Origin of the sequence: Micromonospora sp. CA-248089 (assembly GCF_050948515.1) — a bacterium.
GTDB lineage: Bacteria > Actinomycetota > Actinomycetes > Mycobacteriales > Micromonosporaceae > Micromonospora.
On the sequence record NZ_CP192016.1, the window covers coordinates 5,532,851 to 5,554,225 of the forward strand.

A 21,375-nucleotide genomic window follows, 5' to 3' on the forward strand; every position below is an offset into this window, starting at 1 on the left:
CGTGTACATCTCCGCGCGCGCCGACTACGCGCTCCGGGCCATGCTCGCCGTCGCCGACGCCGCCACCACCACCGGCGACCCGGCCTCCGGCGGCGGCGAGCTGGTCAAGGCGGCGAGCCTGGCCGAGAGCCAGGACATCCCGCTCAGCTTCCTCCAGGGCATCCTGCTCGACCTGCGGCGGGCCGGACTCCTGCACAGCCACCGCGGCACCGAAGGCGGGTACGCGCTGACCCGCCCGCCGGACGAGATCAGCGTCGGGGACGTGCTGCGCGCGGTCGGTGGCGCGATCACGAGCGTCCGGGGCATTCCCGCGGACCGGGCCGGCTACCACGGCGTGGCCACCGGCCTGCGGGACGTGTGGCTGGCGGTGGACGGCGCGATCGCCCTGGTCGTGGACCGGACCACGCTCGCCGACCTGCTGAGCGACCGGGCCACGGCGCCCTGACGCGCGCCCGTCACCGGGCCGGCGGCTGCGCCTCGCGGACCATGCGGATCTCGCGTACGCCGTCCTGGACCTGTGTGGTCCCGTCGGCGACGAAGCCGTGCCGGCGGTAGAACGCCTGGGCACGGGGGTTGGGGTCGGCGACCCACAGCGCCGCCGGCTCCGCCGGGTCGAGGACGGCCCGCAACAACGCCGGCCCGGCGCCGGTGCCGTGGTCGGCCGCGTGCACATAGAGGACGTACAACTGCCGCGCCCACGCCGCCTCGGCGTCGAGCGGGGGGCCCGACATCGCGATCCCCACCAGCTCGCCTTCCCGCTCGGCCACCGCCGCCCGGTTCTCGCGGTAGCGCTCGTCGGTCAGCGCGGCGATCCAGAACCGCTCCCGGAAGGCCGGGAGGCCCGGATCGTCGAGCACCGCGTCCGGCATGAGCCCGCGATACGTCTCCTGCCAGCACCGCACATGGACGCGCGCCATACCGGCGGCGTCCTCGGCCCGGGCCGGGCGAACGGTGAGCGGCGGGTGCACCGTCGCATCGTAGGCGGCCGTCCGGGTCCGGCACTGCCCCTCCTCGGGGCGGCTACTGAGTGTGCGGAGCGCTCATCCCGGGCGTGAAGCTGCGGGCCGCGCCACGGTCCCGCGGACTGTCGTCGGACGGCTGCCACGGCCCGAACGCGGCCACCGCGGCGAGCGCCAGGCCGGCCCCCGCCACCGCGAGCACCAGCAGCACTTCCCGTGCTCCGCCCGATCCGGTCTCCCCCGCCATGAACCGCTCCCTCCGCGTCCGGTCGACCCCCCGACCGGTCCCCCGGGCGACAGCATCGCCGCCGGAATCCGGTCGGACAGTCGGGCAGCCGACCGAACAGAGACTGATTCCCGACTCAGGAGCGAACGCCCGGCCGGTCAGGCGCGAGGCCGGTCAGGCGCGGGCCGGGCCCGGACAAACACAAGTCCGACCGGACGGGCGGCCGGTCGGACGACGGGACGCGGTCAGCGGCGGCGCGGGCGCCGACGGGGCCGGGTCGCCGGGGCGGGGTGCGCGGCGGCGGGCGCGGCGATGGTCACCGGCACGCCGGACGGCTCCCGGGCGCCGGTGAGCCGGCTCAGCTCGCTGTCGCCGGGGCGTACCCGCGTGGTCTTGGGATTGATGCCCGCGGTGCTCATCAGCCGGGCGACGTCGCGGCGCTGGTCCGGCAGGACGAGCGTGACCACGGTGCCCGACTCGCCGGCCCGCGCGGTCCGGCCACCCCGGTGCAGGTAGTCCTTGGCCTCGGCGGGCGGGTCGGCGTTGACCACCAGGTCCAGCCCGTCGACGTGGATGCCCCGGGCCGCCACGTCGGTGGCCACCAGCGCGGTGACCTGGCCGGTGCGGAACTGCTCCAGGATGCGGGTGCGCTGCGGCTGCGACTTGCCGCCGTGCAGCGCCGCCGCGCGTACGCCCTTGGCGAGCAACTGCCGGGCCACCCGGTCGGCGCGGTGCTTGGTGGCGATGAACACGATCGTGCGGCCCTCGCGGGCGGCGATGTGCGCCAGCGCGGCCTGCTTGTCGTCCGCCTCCAGGTGCAGCACGTGGTGGGTCATCGCGGTGACGGTGGCGGTGCCCGGGTCGACGGAGTGCGTCACCGGGTCGGTCAGGAAGCGGCGGACCAGCCGGTCCACGCCCCGGTCCAGGGTGGCCGAGAAGAGCATCCGCTGCCCACCCGGCGCGACCTGCTCCAGCAGCTTCGTCACCTGCGGCAGGAAGCCCATGTCGGCCATCTGGTCGGCCTCGTCCAGCACGGTGATGGTCACCTGGTCCAGCCGGGCGTCCCCGCGGTCGATCAGGTCGTGCAGCCGGCCCGGGGTGGCCACCAGCACCTCGGCGCCGGCCCGCAGCGCGGCCGCCTGGCGGCCCAGCGAGAGCCCGCCGACCACAGTCGCGCAGCGCAGGCCGAGCGTGGCCGCGTACGGGGTGAGTGCGGCGGTGACCTGCGCTGCGAGTTCCCGGGTGGGTACGAGCACCAGCGCGAGCGGGCGGCCCGGGCGGGCCCGGCGACCGGCCGTACGGTGCAGCAGCGGCAGCCCGAACGCGAGCGTCTTGCCGGAGCCGGTACGGCCCCGGCCGAGCACGTCCCGGCCGGCCAGGGAGTCCGGCAGCGTGGCCGCCTGGATCGGGAACGGCGCGGAGATGCCCTGGGCGGCCAGCTCGGAGACGAGCGCCGGGGCCAGGCCGGTGGCGGCGAACGTGGGCAGGGTCGTGGTCATGCGGACAGCCTTCCTCGAGGCGGCACGTGTCGAGGAAGGGCGCCGGGCTGCGGCGCGTCACCGGCGTCACCGGTGGTCACAAGCACGAACCGAAAGGGACGGGCCGGCCCGGCAGAGGCGGGCCGGCCCGTGCACCGCGCCCGAGAGGGCGCAGTGGTGGTGCCGGTTGATCTGAAGATCAGAGCGGGCGGATGTTCTCCGCCTGCGGGCCCTTCTGGCCCTGGGTCACCTCGAACTCGACCCGCTGGTTCTCGTCCAGGCTCCGGTAGCCGGAGGTCTGGATCGCCGAGAAGTGGGCGAAGACGTCGGCGCCGCCGTCGTCCGGGGTGATGAAGCCGAAGCCCTTGTCAGCGTTGAACCACTTGACGGTGCCAATTGCCATGTGTTTCGTCTCCTTGACGGAACGGTCGGCCCGCACGTGTTGCGGGCCGGAGAGGAGCACCCCGCGCGTGGAATACGCGGCGTGCCTGTCGCTGCTGGTCGCCCCGCCCGGAGAACTCCGGACACAACAAAGAGCGCCTGGGGCCACAATCCGCCAGGCGCACACAGAGTCTCTGGAAACCAAAACTGCAACCCGGACAACGTATCACGGATTCGTGCGCCGCGGGAGATCCCCCGGGATTTCCGGCACGGCGGCCACCAGATCGGCCAGCCCGTCCGCGTCGAGCAGGTCGGCCGGGCGGACGGTCGCCGAGTCCCGCACGTAGTGGAACGCGGCGCCGACCCGCTCCACCGGCACCCCGGCCAGTTCCGCCCAGGCCAGCCGGTAGACCGCCAGCTGCACCGCCGCCGCGTCGACCTCCCGGCCGGTGGGCTGCCGCCCGGTCTTCCAGTCGACCACGTCGTAGCGCCCGCCCGGGCGGGCGAACACGGCGTCCATCCGCCCCCTGACCACCACACCGGCGATGACGGTGGCGAACGGCACCTCCACCTCCACCGGCACCCGGTCGGCCCACTCGCCGGCCAGGAAGCGCTCCTGCAACTCGACCAGCGCCTCGTCCGGGGCCGCGCCCTCGTCCGCCGCGCCGGGCAGCTCGTCCACGTCGAGCAGCCGGTCCGCGCCGAAGCGCTGCTCCAGCCAGGCGTGGAACGCGGTGCCGCGCCGGGCGTACGGGTTCGGCTCCGTCGGCATCGGGCGGCGCAGCGTCCGGGCCAGTGCCTCCGGGTCGCGGCGCAACGCCACCAGCTGGGTCACCGAGAGGTGGCCGGGCAGTTCGACCTCGACCGCCTCGGCCTGCCGGGCCAGCTCCGCCCGCTCGGCGAGCAGCAGCTCGGCCTCGCGCCGCCAGCGGGTCACCTCGGCGTCGTCCGCCGTCGTGGCGAGCAGTGCCGCCTCGCGCCGGGCCGTCTCCGGGTCGGCCAGGTGACGGCGGACCAGCGCCGCCGCCTCGGTCAGCGCCGGCCGGCGGGCGCCGAGCGGGTCGGCCGGCCACTCGGCCCGCAGCACCGTCTCGGTGGTCGGGTTCACCGCGTCCCCGGCCGGCTCGGGCGTCCACGCGTCCACCACGTGCCCGTCCGCGCCGGCCAGGCAGGCGTCGTGCACCTCGCGCAGGAACACCGACGGGCCCCGGAACCGCTTGGTCCCCTCCCCCCACCAGTAGCCGGAGCAGAGCAGCAGCCGGCGGGGACGGGTCACCGCCACGTACGCCAGCCGGCGCTCCTCCCGCTCGTCGTGCGCCCGCCAGGCGTCGGTGAAGTCGGTGAGCGCCCGGGCCACGCCGCGCTGGTCCTCCGCCTCCGGCAGGGCCAGCTCGGGCAGCCCGTCCGCGTCGCCGCGCAACGGGAACGGCAGCACGCCCAGCCCGCCCAGCCAGTGGTCGGAGTTGCGGACCGGCCCCGGCCAGACGCCCCGGGTCATCCCGGCGACCGCCACCACGTCCCACTCCAGGCCCTTCGCGGCGTGCGCGGTGAGCACCTGCACCGCACCGGCCACCACCTCGACCTCACCCGGCGCCAGCCCGCGCTCCTCGTCCTCGGCCGCAGCCAGGTAGGCGAGGAAACCGGCGAGCGTCGCGCCGGGCGTCTCGCCGCTGAACCGGGCCGCCACGTCACCCAGCGCGTCCAGGTGGGCGCGGGCCAGCCCGGCGTCGCCCGCGCCGTCCCGGCCGGCCCGGACCGCCACCTCGACGTCGAGGCCGATGGTCCGCTCGATGTCCGCGATCAGTTCCGGCAGCGACTGGTCCAGCCGGTACCGCAGCAGCGCCAGCTCCATCCCGTACGAGCGCAGCCGCGCGTAGCCCTCGGCCGAGTACGCCTGCGCCGGCCCCAGATCCGCGAGCGCCTCCACGAGCGTCGCCTCGTCCAGCGCGTCCACGGTGATCTCCGGGCCCTCGTCGCCGGTGAGTTCCCGGCGGCTGCGGGCGATGGCGCGGGCGCGGCGGTGCAGGGCGACCAGGTCACGCGGGCCGATCCGCCAGCGCGCGCCGGTCAGCAGCCGCAGCAGCGCCGCCCCGTCGGTCGGGTCGGCGAGCACACGCAGCGTGCACACCACGTCCCGTACCTCCGGGGTGTCCAGCAGCCCACCCAGGCCGACCACATCGACGGGTAGCCCGCGGGCGCGCAACGCCGCCTCGATCGCCGGGATCTGGCTGCGCAGCCGCACCAGCACCGCGGTGGTCGGGCGGCGCTCGGCGGGGATGTGCTCGGGCAGCGCGCCGGGCATCCCGGCCGCGCCCCGCCAGGCCGCCAGCACGCTGTCCGCGATCCAGTCGGCCTCGTCGGCGTACGTCTCAAGCAGCGCGCAGTGCACGGTGCCGCCGCTCTGCCCGCTGGGCGTGCGGTGCGGGATCGGGTCGCGGACGCTGAGCGCGGCGTGCAGTTCCGGCACCCGTGCGCCGGCCGCCCGCAGCGGCACCGACAGCGTGTTGGCGACGCCGAGGATCTCCGGCCGGTTGCGCCAGCTCGTCGTCAGGCTGAGCACGTCGGCGGGGCTGCCGTCGGTACGGGCGAACTCGGCCGGGAACCGGTCGAGCGTGCCGGCGCTGGCCCCGCGCCAGCCGTAGATGGACTGGCACGGGTCGCCGACGGCGGTGACCGGGTGGCCGCCGCCGAACAGCGCGTTGAGCAGCACCACCTGGGCGTGGCTGGTGTCCTGGTACTCGTCGAGCAGCACCACCCGGAACCGGTCCCGCTCGATCACGCCGACGCCGGGATGGTCGCGGGCCACCCGGGCCGCGCGGGCGAGCTGGTCGGCGAAGTCCATCGCCTCGAAGTCGTCCTTGCGCCGGGCGTACGCGCGGACCAGCGGCAGCAGCTTCAGCCGGGTCCGCTGGAGCTGGAGCGCCTTGCGCACGTCGGCGTAGACGCGGCCGGGCCGGGACTGCACGTCGGCGAAGAACCGGCCGGTCCAGGCGGCCAGCTCGTCCGGGTCGACCAGGTGTTCGTCCAGCTCACCGGCGAGGGCCAGCACGGCGTCGGTGATGGTCGACGGCATCCGGTCCACCTCGGACATGTCGCCGTCGTAGTTGCGCACCAGCAGGTCGACGAGCTGCCAGCGGGACGCCTCGGTGAGCAGCCGGGTGGTCGGCTCGTACCCGGCGCGCAGCCCGTGCTCGGTGACGATCCGCCCGGCGTACGAGTGGTACGTCGACACGGTCGGCTCGCCCGCCAGCGGATCGTCGTGCGGATCCCGCCCCTGTCGGCCGAGCCGCCGGATGAGCTGGTCGAGCCGCGTGCGGACCCGGTGCGCCAGCTCCCCCGCCGCCTTACGGGTGAAGGTGAGGCCGAGGATGTGCTCGGGGCGTACGTAGGAGTTGGCGACCAGCCAGACCACCCGCGCGGCCATCGTCTCGGTCTTGCCCGAGCCGGCGCCCGCGACCACCAGCAGCGGTTCCACCGGCGCGGCGATGATCGCGGCCTGCTCCCGGGTGGGCGCGGGCAGCCGCAGCAGCCGGGCCAGCTCGACGGGCGTGTAGCGGGGCCCGGCGTCGGCGGTGCGCGGCGCGGGCGTGGCGGAGGCGCCGAACAGCGCCGGCTGAACGGTCATGGTGCCGTCCTTGTTCGCGACTGCGGGGCTCGCAAAACCGGCTCACTCCTCGCGCTCACGAGGTCTCCGGGGGCGGCTCGACCACCTGGCGGCCCTGGCCGGAGACCGGGCAGCTGGTGCGGACCGGGCAGACCCGGCACTTGGAGTTGGCCACGGCGGCGAACGTCGAGGCGGCCATCGTGTCGGCGGTCCGGCGCACCAGCGCGGTGGCCCACCCGGCCTCCGGCCCCTCCCCGGCCGCGGCCTGCGTCTGTTCCTTGGCGTCCCGCGCGCCGGTGCCGAGCTGCACCAACGCCGCCCCGCCCGGTTCCTCGCCGAACTCGGCGAACCCGCCCGCCTCGACCGCTGCCTGGTACGCCCCGAGCTGCGGATGCTCGGCCACCTCCCGCTCGGTGACCGCCGTCGACTTGCCGGTCTTCAGGTCGATCACCACGAGCCGCCCCTCGGCGTCAACCTCCAGCCGGTCGACCCGGCCGGTCAGCTGGATCGGGCGGGACGGGTCGTCGAGGCGGACCGCGAACTCGTGCTCGATCGCGAGCAGCCGGCGCGGGTTGCCGGCCAGCCAGCGCAGCAGCTTGTCCACCATCGCCTCGGCGCGCTGCCGCTCCGGGCCGGCCATCCACCGGGCGGCCAGTTCGATCGCGTCGAACCGGGCGGCCACGTACTCCAGCAACGCCTCCCGGTCGACGCTGGCGTCCTCGGCGAGCATCGCCGCCGCGTGCACCAGGTTGCCGACGCCCTGCGCGGCGCTCGCCGGCGCGCTGCCGCCGTGCCGTTCCAGCAGCCAGCGCAGGCTGCACCGCAGCGCGCTCTCCATGGCCGACGGGGTGACCCGCACCGGCTCGCCCTCGTCGACCAGCGGCCGGTCGTCGGACAGGCCGCGCAACCCCCACCAGTCGTCCGGGTGCGCGCCGGGCACCCCGGCGGCGGCCAGCCGCGCCAGCTCACCCGCCGCCGCGTGCCGCCGGGTGATCGGCGTCGCCGGGTCGGTGACAGCGGTACGCAGCTCCGCCACCAACGCGGACAGCGTGAGCCCACGCGGCGGCAGGGTGACCGGCAGCGCGGCGGGCGGCCCGTCCTGCGGATGCTCGTCCCCGTGCGGCACCGGCCCGTCCGCGGCTTGCCCTCGGTTGGCCGGGCCGTTCGCGCCGTTCCCGCTCGGTCCGTTCCCGCTCGGGTTCGGGCCGGTCGGGGCGGTGCCGCCTCCGCCGGTGGCGGGTGGGTCGGCGGCGGCGAGTTCGTGCAGGAAGCGGCTCGGCTGTTCCTCGTGGTCGTCCCCGCCGACAGCGGCGGACGCGACAGCGGTGACCAGCAGCCGCCGCCGCGCCCGGCTGATCGCCACGTGGAACAGCCGCCGCTCCTCGTCCAGCAGCGCCGACGTCTGCCCGACCAGGCTGGCCCGCAGCCCGGCGCCGTCGGCGCGACCGGCGAGCACGTCGACGAGCCGCTCCGAGCCGAGCAGGCTGCCGCGCAGGCGCAGGTCCGGCCAGACGCCCTCCTGCACCCCGGCCACCGCGACCAGATCCCACTCCAGGCCCTTCGCGGCGTGCGCGGTGAGCAGGCGTACCGCGTCGCCCCGGTCGGCGGCGGCGGCGAGCGTGTCGGCGGGCAACTCCTGCCCGAGGACGTGGTCGAGGAACACCTCGGTACGTGCGCCGGGCAACCGGTCGGTGAACCGGGCCGCCGCGTCGAAGAGGACGAGTACGGCGTCCAGGTCGCGGTCGGCCGCCTCGGCCCGCCAGCGCTGGGCGGTCTCGTGCTCGCCGGTCGCCGCCCGCCCTCTGGTGATCGCCCCGGCCCAGCGTTCGGCCAGCCCGCTCTCCCGCCACACCGCCCAGAGCACGTCCTCGACCGTGGCACCGGGCCGGGCGGCCGTCTCCCGGGCGGTCGCGAGCAGGTGCGCCACGGCCTGCGCGGGCGCCGCCCACCGACGCTCGATGGTGGCCAGATCGGCCGGTTCGCGCAACGCCTCCACCAGCAGCTCGCCGGACGGGCGGCGGTCACCACCGGCCAGCGCCAGCGCCCGCAACCCCTGGCGCAGCCGCCGTTCGGCCAGCGGGTCGGCGCCGCCCAGCGGCGAGTGCAGCAACGCGACCGCCGCTTCCTCGTCCAGCCGGTCGGGTTCGAGCGCACAGCGCAGCAGGAGCAGCAGCGGGGCGACCGCCGGCTGGAGGTGCAGCGGCAGGTCCTCGCCGTGCACGACGGTCGGCACGCCGGCGGTGTGCAGGGCGCGCCGCAGCGACGGCAGTTGCCGGCCGGTGGACCGGACCAGCACCGCCATCCGGGACCACGGCACGCCGTCGAGCAGGTGCGCTTCGCGCAACGCGTGCGCCAGCCACGCCGACTCGCTGGTGGCGGAACGGAACGTGCGTACCTCCACCGTCCCGGCCGGCGCCCCGGGAAGCGGGCGCAGCCGCCGGTGCGCCGCCGGGCCGCGCAGCCGCCGGGCCAGCCGGGCGGTGGCCGCCAGCAGTTCCGGCCCGGCCCGGTAGGAGGTGGTCAGCGTGACCTGCGCCGCCGGCGCACCGGAGGCGGTCCGGAAGCGGTGCGGGAACGTGGTGACGCCCGCGGGGTCGGCGCCGCGGAACGCGTACGTGGACGAGTCCGGGTCGGCGAACGCGACGAGGGACCGGCCGCCTCCGGCCACCACGGCGAGCAGGTCGAGCTGGGCCGGGTCGGTGTCGGCCAGCTCGTCGACGTACACGTGGGCCAGGCGGCGGCGCTCGGCGGCGAGCAGCTCGGGGTCGTCGAGCAGCATGCCGGTGGCGGCACGCACCAGTTCCGCCGGGTCGTACGCGACCGAGCCCCGATTGCTCACGTCGCGCAGGGCGAGCACGGCGACGTACTCCCGCAGGAAGCGCGCGGCGGCCGGCCAGTCGGCGCGGCCCAGCTTCTCGCCCAGCCGCGCCAGCTCGACCGGGCCGACGCCGCGCTCCGCGGCACGCATCAGCAGGTCGCGGAGCTGCTGGGCGAACGCCCGGGTACGCAGCGCGGGGCGCAGATCCTCCGGCCAGCCGACCGGGTCGTCGCCGGGCTCCTCACCCACCACGTCGAGCAGCTCACGGATGATCAGATCCTGCTCGGGGCCGGTGAGCAGCCGGGGTGAGGGCTCGCCGCGTTCGGCCGCCGCGCGGCGCAGCAACCCGAAGGCGTACGCCGGGAACGTGCGCACCAGCGGCTCCCGGACCACCCGGCGCCCGCCCTCGGCGATCCGCGCCTCGATCCGGTGGCGCAGCTCGGTGGCACCGCGCCGGCCGAAGGTGAGCACCAGGATCCGCTCCGGGTCGACGCCCTCGGCCACCCGGGCGGCCACCGCCTCGACGAGCGTCGTCGTCTTGCCGGTGCCGGGACCGCCCACGACGAGCATCGGCCCGTCGGTGTGCGCGACCACTTCGGCCTGCACCGGATCGGCCCAGCGCCCGGTGTTCGTGCCCTGCTCGGCCACGCCCTGCGGCGAAGGGCTCCCGGGTGAAGGCACGCCGGTCGCCGTCTGCGACAGGGCGTTGCCGGGTGGCGTGGCGGTCTGCGGGTGCGCGGCATCGCCCGCCGACCCCCCGGATCGCGGCTCCGCATCGGCCGGCCCGCCGGGCCGACCCACCCCCTGCCCCGCCCCGGCGTCGTGGGGGACCCCCGCCTCCGCGCCGCCGGGCCGGCGCACCAACCGGTACGCCTGCATCACCGACATCCCACCACGCCGGTACGACACCCGGAAACCGACGTCCACCCCGCGCGCCGCAGCTCATCCGGGTGACGCGACAACCGCATCCGCTGTCCCGGTCGGCGGACGCGGAGGCGACCACAAGTCCGGCGCAGCGGTTACGTATGCCGACCCCGACTGCGTCCCTGATACGGCCGCCCGGCATCCATCATTCGAGAACCGCTTCCCGCCTCCCGAGATCCGGACAGATCTTGGTACGAAAGTGCCCCCACAGGGGCCATTTCCTACCAAGATCTCCCCGCGGGGCAACGCGGCGCGGCGGGGCGGGGGGTCAGGTCAGGCGGGCGTCCACCAGGTCCAGGGCGGCGGGGACACTGTCGGCGACCATCAGCAGGTCCAGCGCGGCCGGCTTGAGGAACTGCTGTTCGCCGAGCCCGCGGATCCAGTCGAGCAACGGCCGGTAGAAGCCGTCCACGTCGACGATCACCATCGGCTTGGCGTGCAGGGCCAGGGTGGCGGTGGTCCACACCTCGAACAGCTCGTCGAGCGTGCCGAGGCCGCCGGGCAGCGCCACGAACGCGTCGGACTTCTCGTCCATCAGCGTCTTGCGGCTGGCCAGGCTGTCGGTCACCAGCAGCTCGTCGGAGTCCAGGTCGGCGACCTCCAGGTCGACCAGGGACTGCGGGATGACACCGACGGTGCGGCCACCGGCCGCCCGCGCGCCCTGCACCACGGCGCCCATCATCCCGACGCAGCCGCCGCCGCTGACCAGCGTGTGCCCGCGCCGGGCCAGTTCCGCACCGGTCTCGGTGGCGAGCGCGAGCCAGCGGGCGTCGAGGGTACGGGAGGACGCGCAGAAGACACAGACGTTGGCCACGGGTCAGCTCCGTCCCGCCGGGCCCTCGGGGGCGGCCTCGGCGGCGGCGCGCTGGTCGGCGGCCAGCCGGGCGACCGCCTCCTCGCGGACCGCCTCCTGCTCGGCGGAGAGCACCGCCTCGGCCTCCACGATGTGCCGGACGGCCTCGTTGACGTCGTCGGTGAGACGGATCAGGTCGAGGTCGGCCTGGCCGATCTTGCCCTCGGCGGCCATGGTGCCGCGCAGCCAGTCGAGCAGGCCCCGCCAGTAGTCGGTGCCCATCAGCACGACCGGGAAGCGGGTCACCTTGCCGGTCTGCACCAGGGTGAGCGCCTCGAACAGCTCGTCCAGGGTGCCGAAGCCGCCGGGCAGCACCACGAACGCCTGGGCGTACTTGACGAACATGGTCTTGCGGGCGAAGAAGTAGCGGAAGTCGATGGCCAGGTCGACCCAGTCGTTGAGGCCCTGTTCGAACGGCAGCTCAATGCCGAGCCCGACGGAGAGGCCGCCGGCCTCACCGGCGCCCCGGTTGGCGGCCTCCATCACGCCGGGGCCGCCACCGGTGATCACCGCGTAGCCGGCCCGGGCCAGGGCGCCGCCCAGTTCCTCGGCCATCCGGCACTCGGGGCTGTCCGGCTTGCTGCGGGCGGAGCCGAAGACGCTCACCGCCGGGGGCAGGTCCGCGAGGGTGTCGAAGCCCTCGACGAACTCGGAGAGGATCCGCAGCGCGCGCCAGGCGTCCTTGGTCTTCCAGTCGCTGCGGCCCCGGGAGTCGAGCAGCCGCTGATCAGCTGTACTCGTCGGAATCGCCCGATTGCGCAGCGTCACCGCCCCGCGGTGCCGTTCTCCCCGGTGCCGCTCCCCCCGCCGGCCGCCCTCGGCCGACATTTCCCTGCTCTCGCCCATGGGGCCACCGTAGTGGAGCGGCTCTCACGCGGCGCGCAGGCCCGGGAGCCGGAGAAATCTTTGGGATCCGGGCAACTAATTCGGTCGCACGGACGTCTTACTATTCACATACCCGGTATACCCCGGGCGACGCGCCTTCGGGGGAGGAGCCAGCGTTGATCAGTAACAGCGAGATGATCCGGATCCGCCGTCAGATGCAGCGACGGATCCGCGACGTGGTGGCCGAGCGCCGCCGCGCCCGGATGATGGAGACCCACCGGTCCGACCTGACCGGCGAGACCGGCGAGGCGGACGCACCCCTGACGACGACCGTCTGACGGTCCCGGGGCCCGCGGGGCGGGCGCGGGCCCCGGGATCGCAGCGCGTCAGGCGGGGGCCAGCCAGCGGTGCAGCGTCGCCGCGCCGTCCCGGATCTTGGTCAGTTCGACGTGCTCGTCCTTGTGGTGCGCCAGGTTCGGGTCCCCGGGGCCGAAGTTCAGCGCCGGAATGCCCATCGCCGCGAACCGCGCCACGTCCGTCCAGCCCAGCTTGCCGATCGGCGCGGCACCGACCGCCGCCAGGAACTCCTGCGCCGCCGGGCTCTCCAGCCCGGGCGGAGCACCGGCGGCCGCGTCGGTGACCTCCAGGTCGAAGCCGGCGAAGACCTCGCGCAGGTGCGCCTCGGCGCCCGCCGGGTCGCGGTCCGGGGCGTACCGGTAGTTGATCTCGATCTCGCAGTGGTCCGGGATGACGTTGCCGGCCACCCCGCCGGCGATCCGCACCGCGTTGAGGCCCTCGCGGTAGTCGCAGCCCTCGATCGTCACCCGGCGCGCCTCGTACGTGGTCAGCCGCCGCAGCACCTCGCTCGCGCCGTGGATGGCGTTCACGCCGTGCCAGGAGCGCGCCGCGTGGGCCCGCTCGCCGTGCGTGGTGACCACCGCCCGCATGGTGCCCTGGCAGCCCGCCTCGACGATCCCGTACGTCGGCTCCAGCAGCACCGCGAAGTCGGCGTCCAGCCACTCGGGGTGGCTCTGCGCGACCAGGGTGAGGCCGTTGTACCTCGACTCGATCTCCTCGGCCTCGTAGAAGAAGTACGTGACGTCGTAGCGCGGGTCGGGCAGCGTCACCGCCAGGTGCAGCGCGAACGCCACGCCGGACTTCATGTCGGAGGTGCCGCAGCCATACATCAGGTCGCCGCGCATGGTCGAGGGGAAGTTGCCGTTGAGCGGAACGGTGTCCAGGTGACCGGCGAGCACCACGCGCTGCGCCCGGCCCAGGTCGGTACGGGCCATGACGGTGTTCGAGTGCCGGTAGGTGGTCAGGTGCGGCACACCGCGCAGCACCTCCTCGACGCAGTCGGCGATGGCCTTCTCGTTGAGGGACACCGACTCGATGTCGACCAGGGCGCGGGTCAGCGCCACCGGATCGGCCAGGACCTCGGGGGTCAACGGGTTCTGCATGTCTCGCACGGTACCGTCATCCTCGGTGGGCGCGAGGAACACGTGCCGCGCCCCCGGCCGCGAGCAGCGGCGGACGCCGCCGCCGGAGCAGAGAGGTGTCACCGTGACGTCCGCACCATCCGCCTGGGGTATCGGCCTGGCCACCGTCACCGCGCAGGACCAGGTGCTCGACACCTGGTACCCGACCGGCAAGCTGGGCCTGGGCGAGCTGCCGCTGGTGCCCGGCGAGGACCGGGCCGACGTGCTCGACCTGCCGCCGGGTGCGATCGGCGAGCGGGCGCTGCCCGGGCTGCGCACGGTCGAGGTGACCACGCTGATCGGCTCGCTGGACGACCCGATCAAGGACGCCGCCGACGCGTACCTGCGGTTGCACCTGCTCTCCCACCGCCTGGTGCGGCCCAACGAGCTGAACCTCGACGGCATCTTCGGCAAGCTGGCGAACGTGGCCTGGACGTCGGCCGGGCCGTGCCCGCCGGAGCGGGTGGACGAGCTGCGCGTCATCGAGCGGGCCGCCGGCCGTCACCTGGCCGTGTACGGGGTGGACAAGTTCCCCCGGATGACCGACTACGTGGTGCCGTCCGGGGTGCGGATCGCCGACGCGGACCGGGTCCGGCTCGGCGCGTACCTGTCCTCCGGCACCACCGTCATGCACGAGGGCTTCGTCAACTTCAACGCCGGCACGCTGGGCACCTCGATGGTCGAGGGCCGCATCGTGCAGGGCGTGGTGGTCGGCGACGGCTCCGACATCGGCGGTGGCGCCTCGATCATGGGCACGCTCTCCGGCGGTGGCACGGAGAAGGTGCGCATCGGTGAGCGGAGCCTGGTCGGCGCGAACGCCGGTGTCGGCATCACGCTGGGCGACGACTGCGTGGTGGAGGCCGGCTGCTACATCACTGCCGCCTCGAAGATCACCCTGCCGGACGGCCGGGCGGTCAAGGCCCGCGAGCTGTCCGGCGTCGACGGGCTGCTGTTCTGGCGCAACTCGGTGACCGGCGCGCTGGAGGCGAAGCCCCGCACCGGCCAGGGCATCAAACTCAACGCCGCGCTGCACGCCAACGACTGAGCCGTACCCCCGTCCGGGTCCGCGCTCACCGCGCGGACCCGGACGGCCGGCTCACCGCAGGCGGTACGCCTGGATGATCCGCTGGGTCACGGTGTTGCCGGCGTCGTCCCGGGCGGTGGCCCGCAACGACGCGTACCCCGGGCCGGCCGGGTGCCGGACGGTGGCCGTCCACGCCCCGCCCTGCTTCTTCACTGTCGCCTTGCGCCAGGTCTTCCCGCCGTCGTAGGAGACGTCGACGGTGAGCGCGACGACCCGGCCGGACGGCGCGCCGGGCTGTCGCTGCACCGCCACCGGCACGGTGAACGTCCGGCCCGCCGGGGCGGAACTGTCCACCGCCAGCGGCGGGGTGAACCGGACCGCCATGGCCGGCAGCCGGGTCGGCACGTCACCCGGAACTCGCTTGGAGCGGAACGTCCAGCTCGCCGACACCTCGGTGCTCAGGTCGGTGAAGTCGCGCTTCGCCACGGTCTCCAGCCGGTAGTTCGCCGCTCCCGGCGGCACTGTGAACTCGCCGTACCCCGGGTAGGGCGATTCGCCGACCAGCTTGCCGTTGCGGTGGAGCCGGGTCTGCTCGACGTCGTTGAACGAACCGCCGGGGTGCCCGGCCGCGTCGCTGTGCACCGGCAGCGAGACCACGATGGTGTCACCGGTACGGGTGATGCCCTGCTCCGGCCACTGCGGCTGCGGGAACGACGGGCCGAACGGGGCCTTGTTCCACTCGTCGCGGTAGGTGTGCCCGGCCCGGTAGCGGGTGGGCACGGCCTCCAGCACCGCCTGCGGCTGGAGCCAGCCGTCCTCGCCCCGCTCACCGAAGTTCAGCTCGCTGCTCCAGCTGAGGCGGGTGGTGCTCAGGTACTCGACCCGCTTGCCCGGCACCTGAACCGGAGCCCCGATGGCCGAGGCACCGATGGCGTAGTCGGGGAAACCGAACACGATCCGTTCGTTGTCCATCCCGGCGTACCCGGCGGCAAACCGGTTCGTGACGACGGCCAGGTCCGCCGGCCGGTAGTGCCGGATGAAACCGGTCGGGAACCGGCCGGGGAACAAGTCGGTCAAGCCATAGAAGTACGGGCTGCGCTCCGGCGCGGTGGGTTCCAGCCACTGGCTGGCGAGCGATCCGACGAACACCTTGTCGGAGACGGTGCGGCCGATCTGGGCCGAGTAGAGGCCCTCGAACCGGTCGGTCCACAGCCCGAAGCTGTTGTAGTAGTCGCCGAATCCCCAGGCCGCTGTGACGTCGATCAGCAGTGGTGCCGCGCCGCGCTGCGGCACCGTGGTGCGGACCGGCTTCGCCCGCCGGGCGTCCAGCGTGAGCCGCTGGTTCCCGGCCACCACCAGTTCCGGCTGGGCGAGGAAGGAGACCTCCGACCAGCCCTCGTCGCCGTCGACGAAGATCAGGCTGTGCGCGCCGTACCGGCCCTTCGGCACCCGGATCCGGGTCTCGCCGCCGGCGCCGTAGACGTCCCGGTAGCTGCCGTCGTCGAGCCCGAGCAGAACGGTGTAGTAGCCGTCGGTCAGGGCACCGGAGCGGTTGCGGTGCGTCACGGTCAGGTCGTAGCTCTCCACCTCGCGGTCGACAGCGAGCGGCGTCACCGCCACCGCGTCGCCGGCGCGGGCGAGCAGGCGGCCGGTCCAGTAGCCGTCGGCGCCGCCGAGCCGGGTGTCCACCACGACCGTCACCTGGGCGCTGCCGCCCGCCGGGACGGTGAGCCGGGAGGCGCTGAGGGTGAGCATGCCGGCCGGTGCGGTCCGCCCGCCCGGCCCGGTGAACGCGGTGCTCAGGTCCAGCGTGAGCGGCGCGGTCCCGCCGTTGCGGTAGGTGACCGTCCGGCTGATCGGCTGGTCGTCGGTGTGCGGCCAGGTCGCCACGCCGAACGAGACGGACGCCGGTTCGCTCGTCACCTGCTGGGTGATCGCGCGGGCGAGGTCGACCCGGCCCGCGCCCTGCTGGAACGCGGTCTGCTCGGGGTGCGGCTTCGCCGAGGCCATGAGCGTCGCCTTGTAGCGCTCAGGCGTCCAGCCGGGGTGCTGCTGGGCGAGCAGCGCGACCGCGCCGGCCACGTGCGGGGCGGCCATCGACGTGCCGGACAGCGAGGCGTACCGGTCCCCCACCGGGTCGCCGATCTGGCCGTTCGCGGCCCGCGCGGCCACGATCTCCACACCCGGCGCGGTGATGTCCGGCTTGATCGCCCCGTCGCCGACCCGGGGACCGCGGCTGGAGAAGTCGGCGAGCGCGTCGTCCCGGTCCACGGCGCCGACCGCGAGCGCGGCGTCGGCGGTGGCCGGCGAGCCGACCGAGCCGTCGACACCGTCGTTGCCGGCCGAGATCACGAACAGCGTCCCGTGCTGCTCGGTGAGCGTCCCGACCGCCTCCTCCAGCGGGTCCACCTCCGGGGTGTCGCCGCCGCTGAGGCTCATGTTCACGACAGTGGCGTCCTGCTCGGCCGCGGCCCACTGCATGCCGGCCAGGATGGCCGACTCGGTGCAGCCGTAGACCTCGCAGACCTTTCCGGACAGCAGCGTGGCGTCGGGCGCCACGCCCCGGTACTTCCCGCCCGAGGCGGCGCCGCTGCCGGCGATGGTGGAGGCCACATGCGTGCCGTGCCCGACGATGTCGTCCGGGTCCGCCTCCTCGGTGAAGTTGCGCGACTCGGCGACCTTGCCGGCCAGGTCCGGGTGGGTGAGGTCGACGCCGGTGTCGAGCACCGCTACCCGCACGCCCTTACCCGTGTATCCGGCGGCCCACGCGGTCGGCGCGCCGATCTGCGGCACGCTGTGGTCGAGTGTCAGCCGCCGCCGGCCGTCCAGCCAGATCCGGTCGACACCCCCCGCCGCGTCGAGCCGGGCGCCGGAACGGTCGGCGCTCACCGCCTTCCAGAGCGCGCCGGTGTCACCCTTGTCGGCGACGACCGCCGCGCCGGCGATCGCCGGCAGGTCGCGGGTCACCCGCGCGCCGGCGAGCGGGGCCGCCGTCCGCCGGGCCGCCCCCGGCCGGTACGTCACGAGCAGCGGTACGCTGTCGCGCCGCGCGTCGTCGTAGCCGGCCTCGATCAGCCCGCTCACGTCGAACAGCCGCCGGTCGAGCTTGCCCGCGCGGACCAGCGGGAGCGCGTCCTGCGGCAGCACGGTGAGCCGGTCGCGCTCCCGTCCGACCATGAACTGGATGCCGGCGCGACCGGCACCGGGGCGTACCGCGGCACGGCCGCCGGGGGCGACGGTGACCCGGTCGCCGGTGATCAGGGTGACGGTGACCGGGCGGGCGCCGGCCTGGGCGGACGGGCCGGTCGGTGCGGATGGCCCGGTCGGTGCGGACGGGCCGGTCGGCGCGGCGGCCAGCGCGGGCACCGGCAGGCCGAGCGCCAGCGCCAGGCCGAGGCCGAGCGCCGTCAGCTTTCTGCGGTTCCGGAGCAACCTTCCTCCTTCGTTGGGCGTTTCATCGATGAGGGACACATCGACGCGGGTATCAGAATTGCATACCGCGTATGCAACAGGAAGTCGCCGATCCGACGGAACCGGCACCGCGTCCCCGGCCCGGCCGGGACGATCGAACGATGACCTCCATGAAGGACCGGATGCTGGCCGGCGAGCCGTACATCGCCGACGATCCGGCGATCATCGCCGACCTGGAGCGCGCGGCCCGGCTCAGCGAGCGGTTCAACCGCAGTTCCGCCGACGACCCGCCCGGCCGCCTCGCCGCGCTGCGGGAACTGCTCGGCTCACTCGGCGAGGACGCCTGGGTCCGGCCACCGCTGTACTGCGACTACGGGTACCAGACGCACATCGGCCCGCGGACGTTCGTCAACTTCAACGCGGTCTTCCTCGACGTCGCCCGCATCACCATCGGCGCCGACGTCCAGATCGGACCGAACGTGCAACTGCTCACCGCCACGCACCCGGTGGAGCCGGAGGCACGCCGGGCCAAATGGGAATCGGCCCTACCCATCACCATCGGTGACAACGTCTGGCTCGGCGGGGGCGTGATCGTCCTGGCCGGCGTGGCCATCGGCGAGAACACGGTGGTCGGCGCGGGCGCGGTGGTCACCCGCGACCTGCCGGCGAACGTGGTCGCGGTAGGTAACCCCGCTCGTCCGATCAGGAGCCTGGCTCAACCGTCCTGAGCTGCGGGAACAACCGTTCCAGCGGATGCGGATTCCCGGCCCGTCGCGCACTCTGGGTAGTAGCACGTTTACCGGGAGGCACGATGGAACGGGTCCTCGAACTGCGGGTGCACGGGGTCTCCAACACCCCGCCGGACCAGCTGCTCGGTCTGAACGCCGGCATCAACGGTGACGGTGCGCAACCAACGCTGGTCGCCGGCGGTCAGACCACCGGCTTCTTCCGGTCCAGCGCGGCGGGCCGGGACGACCCGATCACCGTCGAGGCGTACAGCTGGGGGCAGTTGACCTCCGGCGCGCGGACCCGGCGGGACGTGGAACGGGCGCTGTGGACGCTGATGCTCCCTTTCGCCCTGGCGAACGTCGCGCTGCACGCCCGCGACGGCATCCCGCCCGACCCGGACCAGGAACGCTGGGCCAGCCGGTCCGGCATCACCGCCTGGCTGATCCGCCTGTTCTGCCTGAGCCTGACCTGCACGCTCGTCCTCACCGTGACCGGCGTCGGCGTGGACCTCGTCGGCTGGCAGTGCGTCGAGACGGACTGCCTCCGCAAGATCCCCGGCCCGTGGGAGTTCCTCGGCGACTCCTGGTGGCGCGAGGGCACCCGCGCTCTCGCGATCGGGCTGCTGCTGCCACTGCTCGTGCTGGCCGCGATCGGGCTCGTCGCCTTCCGCACCTACCAGTACGAGGCCCAGATGCCCGCCGATCCGCACCACCACGCGCCGGCCCGGGCGGACGGGGAACCGGTCGAACCGCCGCGTGAGCCCTCACGGAACCCGCTCCAGGACCCGACGTTCTGGAACGGGGAGGGTCAACTGCGCCGAGCCGCCGTGCTGCACCTGTGCACCGGTGCGGTCAGCGCCGCCGCCGTACCGGTCGTCGCGGCGCTGATCATGGACCCGCCGCGCGGTGTGCGGGCCGCCGTCGCCTGGCCCACAGTGACGCTGCTCGCCGCAGTGGTGGTGATCGCCGTGGTCGCGGTCGCCCGGCCCTGGCTGAGCCGGCGTCAGGGCGCCACCCCGCTCGGCCGCTGGAGCGCGGCGGTCGCGGCGCTCACCGCACTCGGCCTGATCGGGACGTTCGCCCTGCTGCTGCTCCCCGAGGGCGCGGCCGGGCAGCCGCTGTCGACGTACCGCCCGCCGGACGGATGCGCGGCGCAGCCGGACACCCCCGGTTGCCACGCCGACCGGTCCCTGCCCGGGTACGACACGGCGGTCGCCTGGCTCGTCGCGTACCAGGTGCTGTTGCTGCTCGCCATCGCCGCGGCGAACCGCTCCGGCCGCCGGGCGCTGGCCGGGCCCGCCGCCGGGATGGTGCTGCTGCCGCTCGGCGCGACCTGGATCGAACGCGGCCTGCCCGCGCTGCCCGCCGCGCCGGACGAGCTGCACACCTGGATGCTGGTCGGTCCGGCCGTCGCGCTGGCCACCGCCGGGCTGTTCCTGCCCCGCCTGCGTCCGGCGGTGCCGACCCAGCCGCTCGGCGCGTACACCGATCTCGCCTGGCGCGGCTGCGCCCCGGCGGTCATCGCCGGGTTCGGCTGGATGATGGCGGTCGCCTACTGCGCCGGGCTGCTCTACTGGGTCAGCGACCGGCTCGACGCGTCGGCCGAGCCGAGCGGCCCGAGCCGGGTCGTGCCGCCGCTCGCCGTCTTCTGGGCCGGGCTGGCCTGCGCGGTCGGCCTGGCCGCGCTGATCGCGCTGCTGGTCCGGGCCGTCGTCCTGCTGCACCGCCTGCGCCGGGTCGAGTACGCCCGGCTGGCCGACACACCCGGACTGTCCGCGCACGACCTGCGGCGCTGCCGCGACGTCAGCACGTACCGGGCGCTGCACCGGCTGGTCGGCGAGCAGGCGGTACGGCTGGTGGGCTGCTACGCCGCGTTCTGCGCGATCCTTGTCACCCTCTGCTGCGCCGCCGCCCTGTCCGGCGAACGGCCCAGCCCGCTGTCCCCGTCCGGCTGGCAGACCGCCATCCACTGGACCGCCGAACGCGGCGACGCCGTCCTCGGCTGGCTGCCGGTGGTGATGGCGGCGCTCGGGCTGCTCGTCTACCGCACCGACTCGGTACGCCGCTCGGTCGGCGTGATCTGGGACGTGTGCACGTTCTGGCCCCGGGCCGCCCATCCGCTCGCGCCGCCCAGCTACGCCGAACGCGCCGTACCGGAACTCCAGACCCGGGTGGCGGGCCTGCTGGCGCTGCCGCCGCACCACGGCGACCGGATGGACGGCATCATCCTCTCCGGGCACAGCCAGGGCACCGTCATCTGCGCCGCGGTTCTGCTGCAACTGCCCCGCCGGTGGCGGTTGCGGACCTGGTTCTTTTCGTACGGCTGTCAGCTCACCCGGCTCTACGGCCGGGTCTTCCCGTCCTACTTCGGGCCGGAACGACTGCGGGCGCTGGCCGGTGCGCTCACCTGGCCCGGCGGGCACGTGGCCTGGACGAACTTCTGGCGGGACACCGACCCGCTGGGCTGGCAGGTCAGCGCCGGTCAGCGGGACGTGCCGGTGGCCGACCCGGAGGCGCTGCACCCGTCCGGGGGCGAGGTGGCCGACCCGCCCATCCGCAGCCACAGCGGCTACCCGGAGGCGGTGGAGTTCACCCGCGAGCGCGCGGTGGTGGCGCGGCTGCTGCGCCGCACCGTGCCCTCACCCCGGCAGCGGACCGGCTGACCC

The 21,375-nt window shown here is 74.7% G+C and carries 15 protein-coding genes; 5 read left to right on the plus strand and 10 right to left on the minus strand.

All coding sequences use genetic code 11. The features are described 5' to 3' along the window. The first annotated feature begins 1 nt into the window (after nt 1). Nucleotides 2-445 carry an RrF2 family transcriptional regulator gene (locus tag ACQP26_RS25875; protein ID WP_269704163.1) on the plus strand — a complete coding sequence of 148 codons (444 nt, stop codon included), beginning with the start codon at nt 2-4 and terminating at the stop codon, nt 443-445. A 10-nt stretch (nt 446-455) separates the two neighbouring features. On the opposite strand, the gene ACQP26_RS25880 is transcribed toward ACQP26_RS25875, so the two are convergent. From ACQP26_RS25880 to ACQP26_RS25915, 8 genes are all read right to left on the minus strand, one after another. Then, nucleotides 456-968, minus strand: coding sequence for an N-acetyltransferase family protein (locus ACQP26_RS25880; protein ID WP_433494227.1), 513 nt, complete (start codon nt 966-968; stop codon nt 456-458). A 52-nt stretch (nt 969-1,020) separates the two neighbouring features. Next, on the minus strand, nt 1,021-1,206 hold the full coding sequence (locus ACQP26_RS25885; protein ID WP_281579813.1) for a hypothetical protein: 186 nt from the start codon (nt 1,204-1,206) through the stop codon (nt 1,021-1,023). 224 nt (nt 1,207-1,430) lie between these two features. Next, the gene (locus ACQP26_RS25890; RefSeq protein ID WP_269704160.1) at nt 1,431-2,684 is read right to left on the minus strand and encodes a DEAD/DEAH box helicase; all 1,254 of its coding nucleotides are present in this window, start codon (nt 2,682-2,684) and stop codon (nt 1,431-1,433) included. Between the two features lie 178 nt (nt 2,685-2,862). Beyond that, on the minus strand, nt 2,863-3,066 hold the full coding sequence (gene cspE, locus ACQP26_RS25895; protein WP_013288421.1) for a transcription antiterminator/RNA stability regulator CspE: 204 nt from the start codon (nt 3,064-3,066) through the stop codon (nt 2,863-2,865). Nucleotides 3,067-3,270: 204 nt separating this feature from the next. Beyond that, entirely contained in the window at nt 3,271-6,669 is a 3,399-nt protein-coding gene (locus ACQP26_RS25900; protein WP_433494228.1) for an ATP-dependent helicase, read from the minus strand. Nucleotides 6,670-6,724: 55 nt separating this feature from the next. After that, nucleotides 6,725-10,345, minus strand: coding sequence for an ATP-dependent helicase (locus ACQP26_RS25905; protein WP_433496201.1), 3,621 nt, complete (start codon nt 10,343-10,345; stop codon nt 6,725-6,727). Nucleotides 10,346-10,658: 313 nt separating this feature from the next. Continuing rightward, nucleotides 10,659-11,204 (minus strand): TIGR00730 family Rossman fold protein, encoded by a 546-nt coding sequence (locus ACQP26_RS25910; RefSeq protein WP_281579811.1) that lies wholly within the window; start codon nt 11,202-11,204, stop codon nt 10,659-10,661. Nucleotides 11,205-11,207: 3 nt separating this feature from the next. Continuing rightward, on the minus strand, nt 11,208-12,071 hold the full coding sequence (locus ACQP26_RS25915; RefSeq protein ID WP_269706999.1) for a TIGR00730 family Rossman fold protein: 864 nt from the start codon (nt 12,069-12,071) through the stop codon (nt 11,208-11,210). Nucleotides 12,072-12,244: 173 nt separating this feature from the next. Here ACQP26_RS25915 and ACQP26_RS25920 point away from each other — a divergent pair, with 173 nt between their 5' ends. After that, on the plus strand, nt 12,245-12,406 hold the full coding sequence (locus ACQP26_RS25920; RefSeq protein ID WP_181726661.1) for a hypothetical protein: 162 nt from the start codon (nt 12,245-12,247) through the stop codon (nt 12,404-12,406). Between the two features lie 48 nt (nt 12,407-12,454). Here ACQP26_RS25920 and dapE read toward each other — a convergent pair whose 3' ends face one another. Beyond that, nucleotides 12,455-13,528 (minus strand): succinyl-diaminopimelate desuccinylase, encoded by a 1,074-nt coding sequence (dapE, locus tag ACQP26_RS25925; protein ID WP_433494229.1) that lies wholly within the window; start codon nt 13,526-13,528, stop codon nt 12,455-12,457. A gap of 103 nt (nt 13,529-13,631) precedes the next feature. Here dapE and dapD point away from each other — a divergent pair, with 103 nt between their 5' ends. After that, nucleotides 13,632-14,591, plus strand: coding sequence for a 2,3,4,5-tetrahydropyridine-2,6-dicarboxylate N-succinyltransferase (gene dapD / locus ACQP26_RS25930; RefSeq protein WP_433494230.1), 960 nt, complete (start codon nt 13,632-13,634; stop codon nt 14,589-14,591). A gap of 51 nt (nt 14,592-14,642) precedes the next feature. Here dapD and ACQP26_RS25935 read toward each other — a convergent pair whose 3' ends face one another. After that, nucleotides 14,643-18,002: a S8 family serine peptidase gene (locus ACQP26_RS25935; RefSeq protein WP_433494231.1), complete on the minus strand. Its 3,360-nt coding sequence runs from the start codon at nt 18,000-18,002 to the stop codon at nt 14,643-14,645. A gap of 140 nt (nt 18,003-18,142) precedes the next feature. Between ACQP26_RS25935 and ACQP26_RS25940 the strand changes: the two genes are divergently transcribed. Continuing rightward, on the plus strand, nt 18,143-18,709 hold the full coding sequence (locus ACQP26_RS25940) for a sugar O-acetyltransferase (protein ID WP_281579809.1): 567 nt from the start codon (nt 18,143-18,145) through the stop codon (nt 18,707-18,709). Between the two features lie 83 nt (nt 18,710-18,792). Beyond that, entirely contained in the window at nt 18,793-21,372 is a 2,580-nt protein-coding gene (locus ACQP26_RS25945; RefSeq protein WP_433494232.1) for a hypothetical protein, read from the plus strand. The last annotated feature ends 3 nt before the right edge of the window (nt 21,373-21,375 follow it).

Excerpts from the sequence above, each read along its gene's own strand:
- cspE (WP_013288421.1), bottom strand. The coding sequence starts at position 3,066 with ATGGCAATTGGCACCGTCAAGTGGTTCAACGCTGACAAGGGCTTCGGC.
- ACQP26_RS25915 (WP_269706999.1), bottom strand. The coding sequence starts at position 12,071 with ATGTCGGCCGAGGGCGGCCGGCGGGGGGAGCGGCACCGGGGAGAACGG.
- ACQP26_RS25905 (WP_433496201.1), bottom strand. The coding sequence starts at position 10,345 with ATGCAGGCGTACCGGTTGGTGCGCCGGCCCGGCGGCGCGGAGGCGGGG.
- ACQP26_RS25885 (WP_281579813.1), bottom strand. The coding sequence starts at position 1,206 with ATGGCGGGGGAGACCGGATCGGGCGGAGCACGGGAAGTGCTGCTGGTG.
- ACQP26_RS25890 (WP_269704160.1), bottom strand. The coding sequence starts at position 2,684 with ATGACCACGACCCTGCCCACGTTCGCCGCCACCGGCCTGGCCCCGGCG.
- ACQP26_RS25940 (WP_281579809.1), top strand. The coding sequence starts at position 18,143 with ATGACCTCCATGAAGGACCGGATGCTGGCCGGCGAGCCGTACATCGCC.
- ACQP26_RS25945 (WP_433494232.1), top strand. The coding sequence starts at position 18,793 with ATGGAACGGGTCCTCGAACTGCGGGTGCACGGGGTCTCCAACACCCCG.
- dapE (WP_433494229.1), bottom strand. The coding sequence starts at position 13,528 with ATGCAGAACCCGTTGACCCCCGAGGTCCTGGCCGATCCGGTGGCGCTG.
- ACQP26_RS25900 (WP_433494228.1), bottom strand. The coding sequence starts at position 6,669 with ATGACCGTTCAGCCGGCGCTGTTCGGCGCCTCCGCCACGCCCGCGCCG.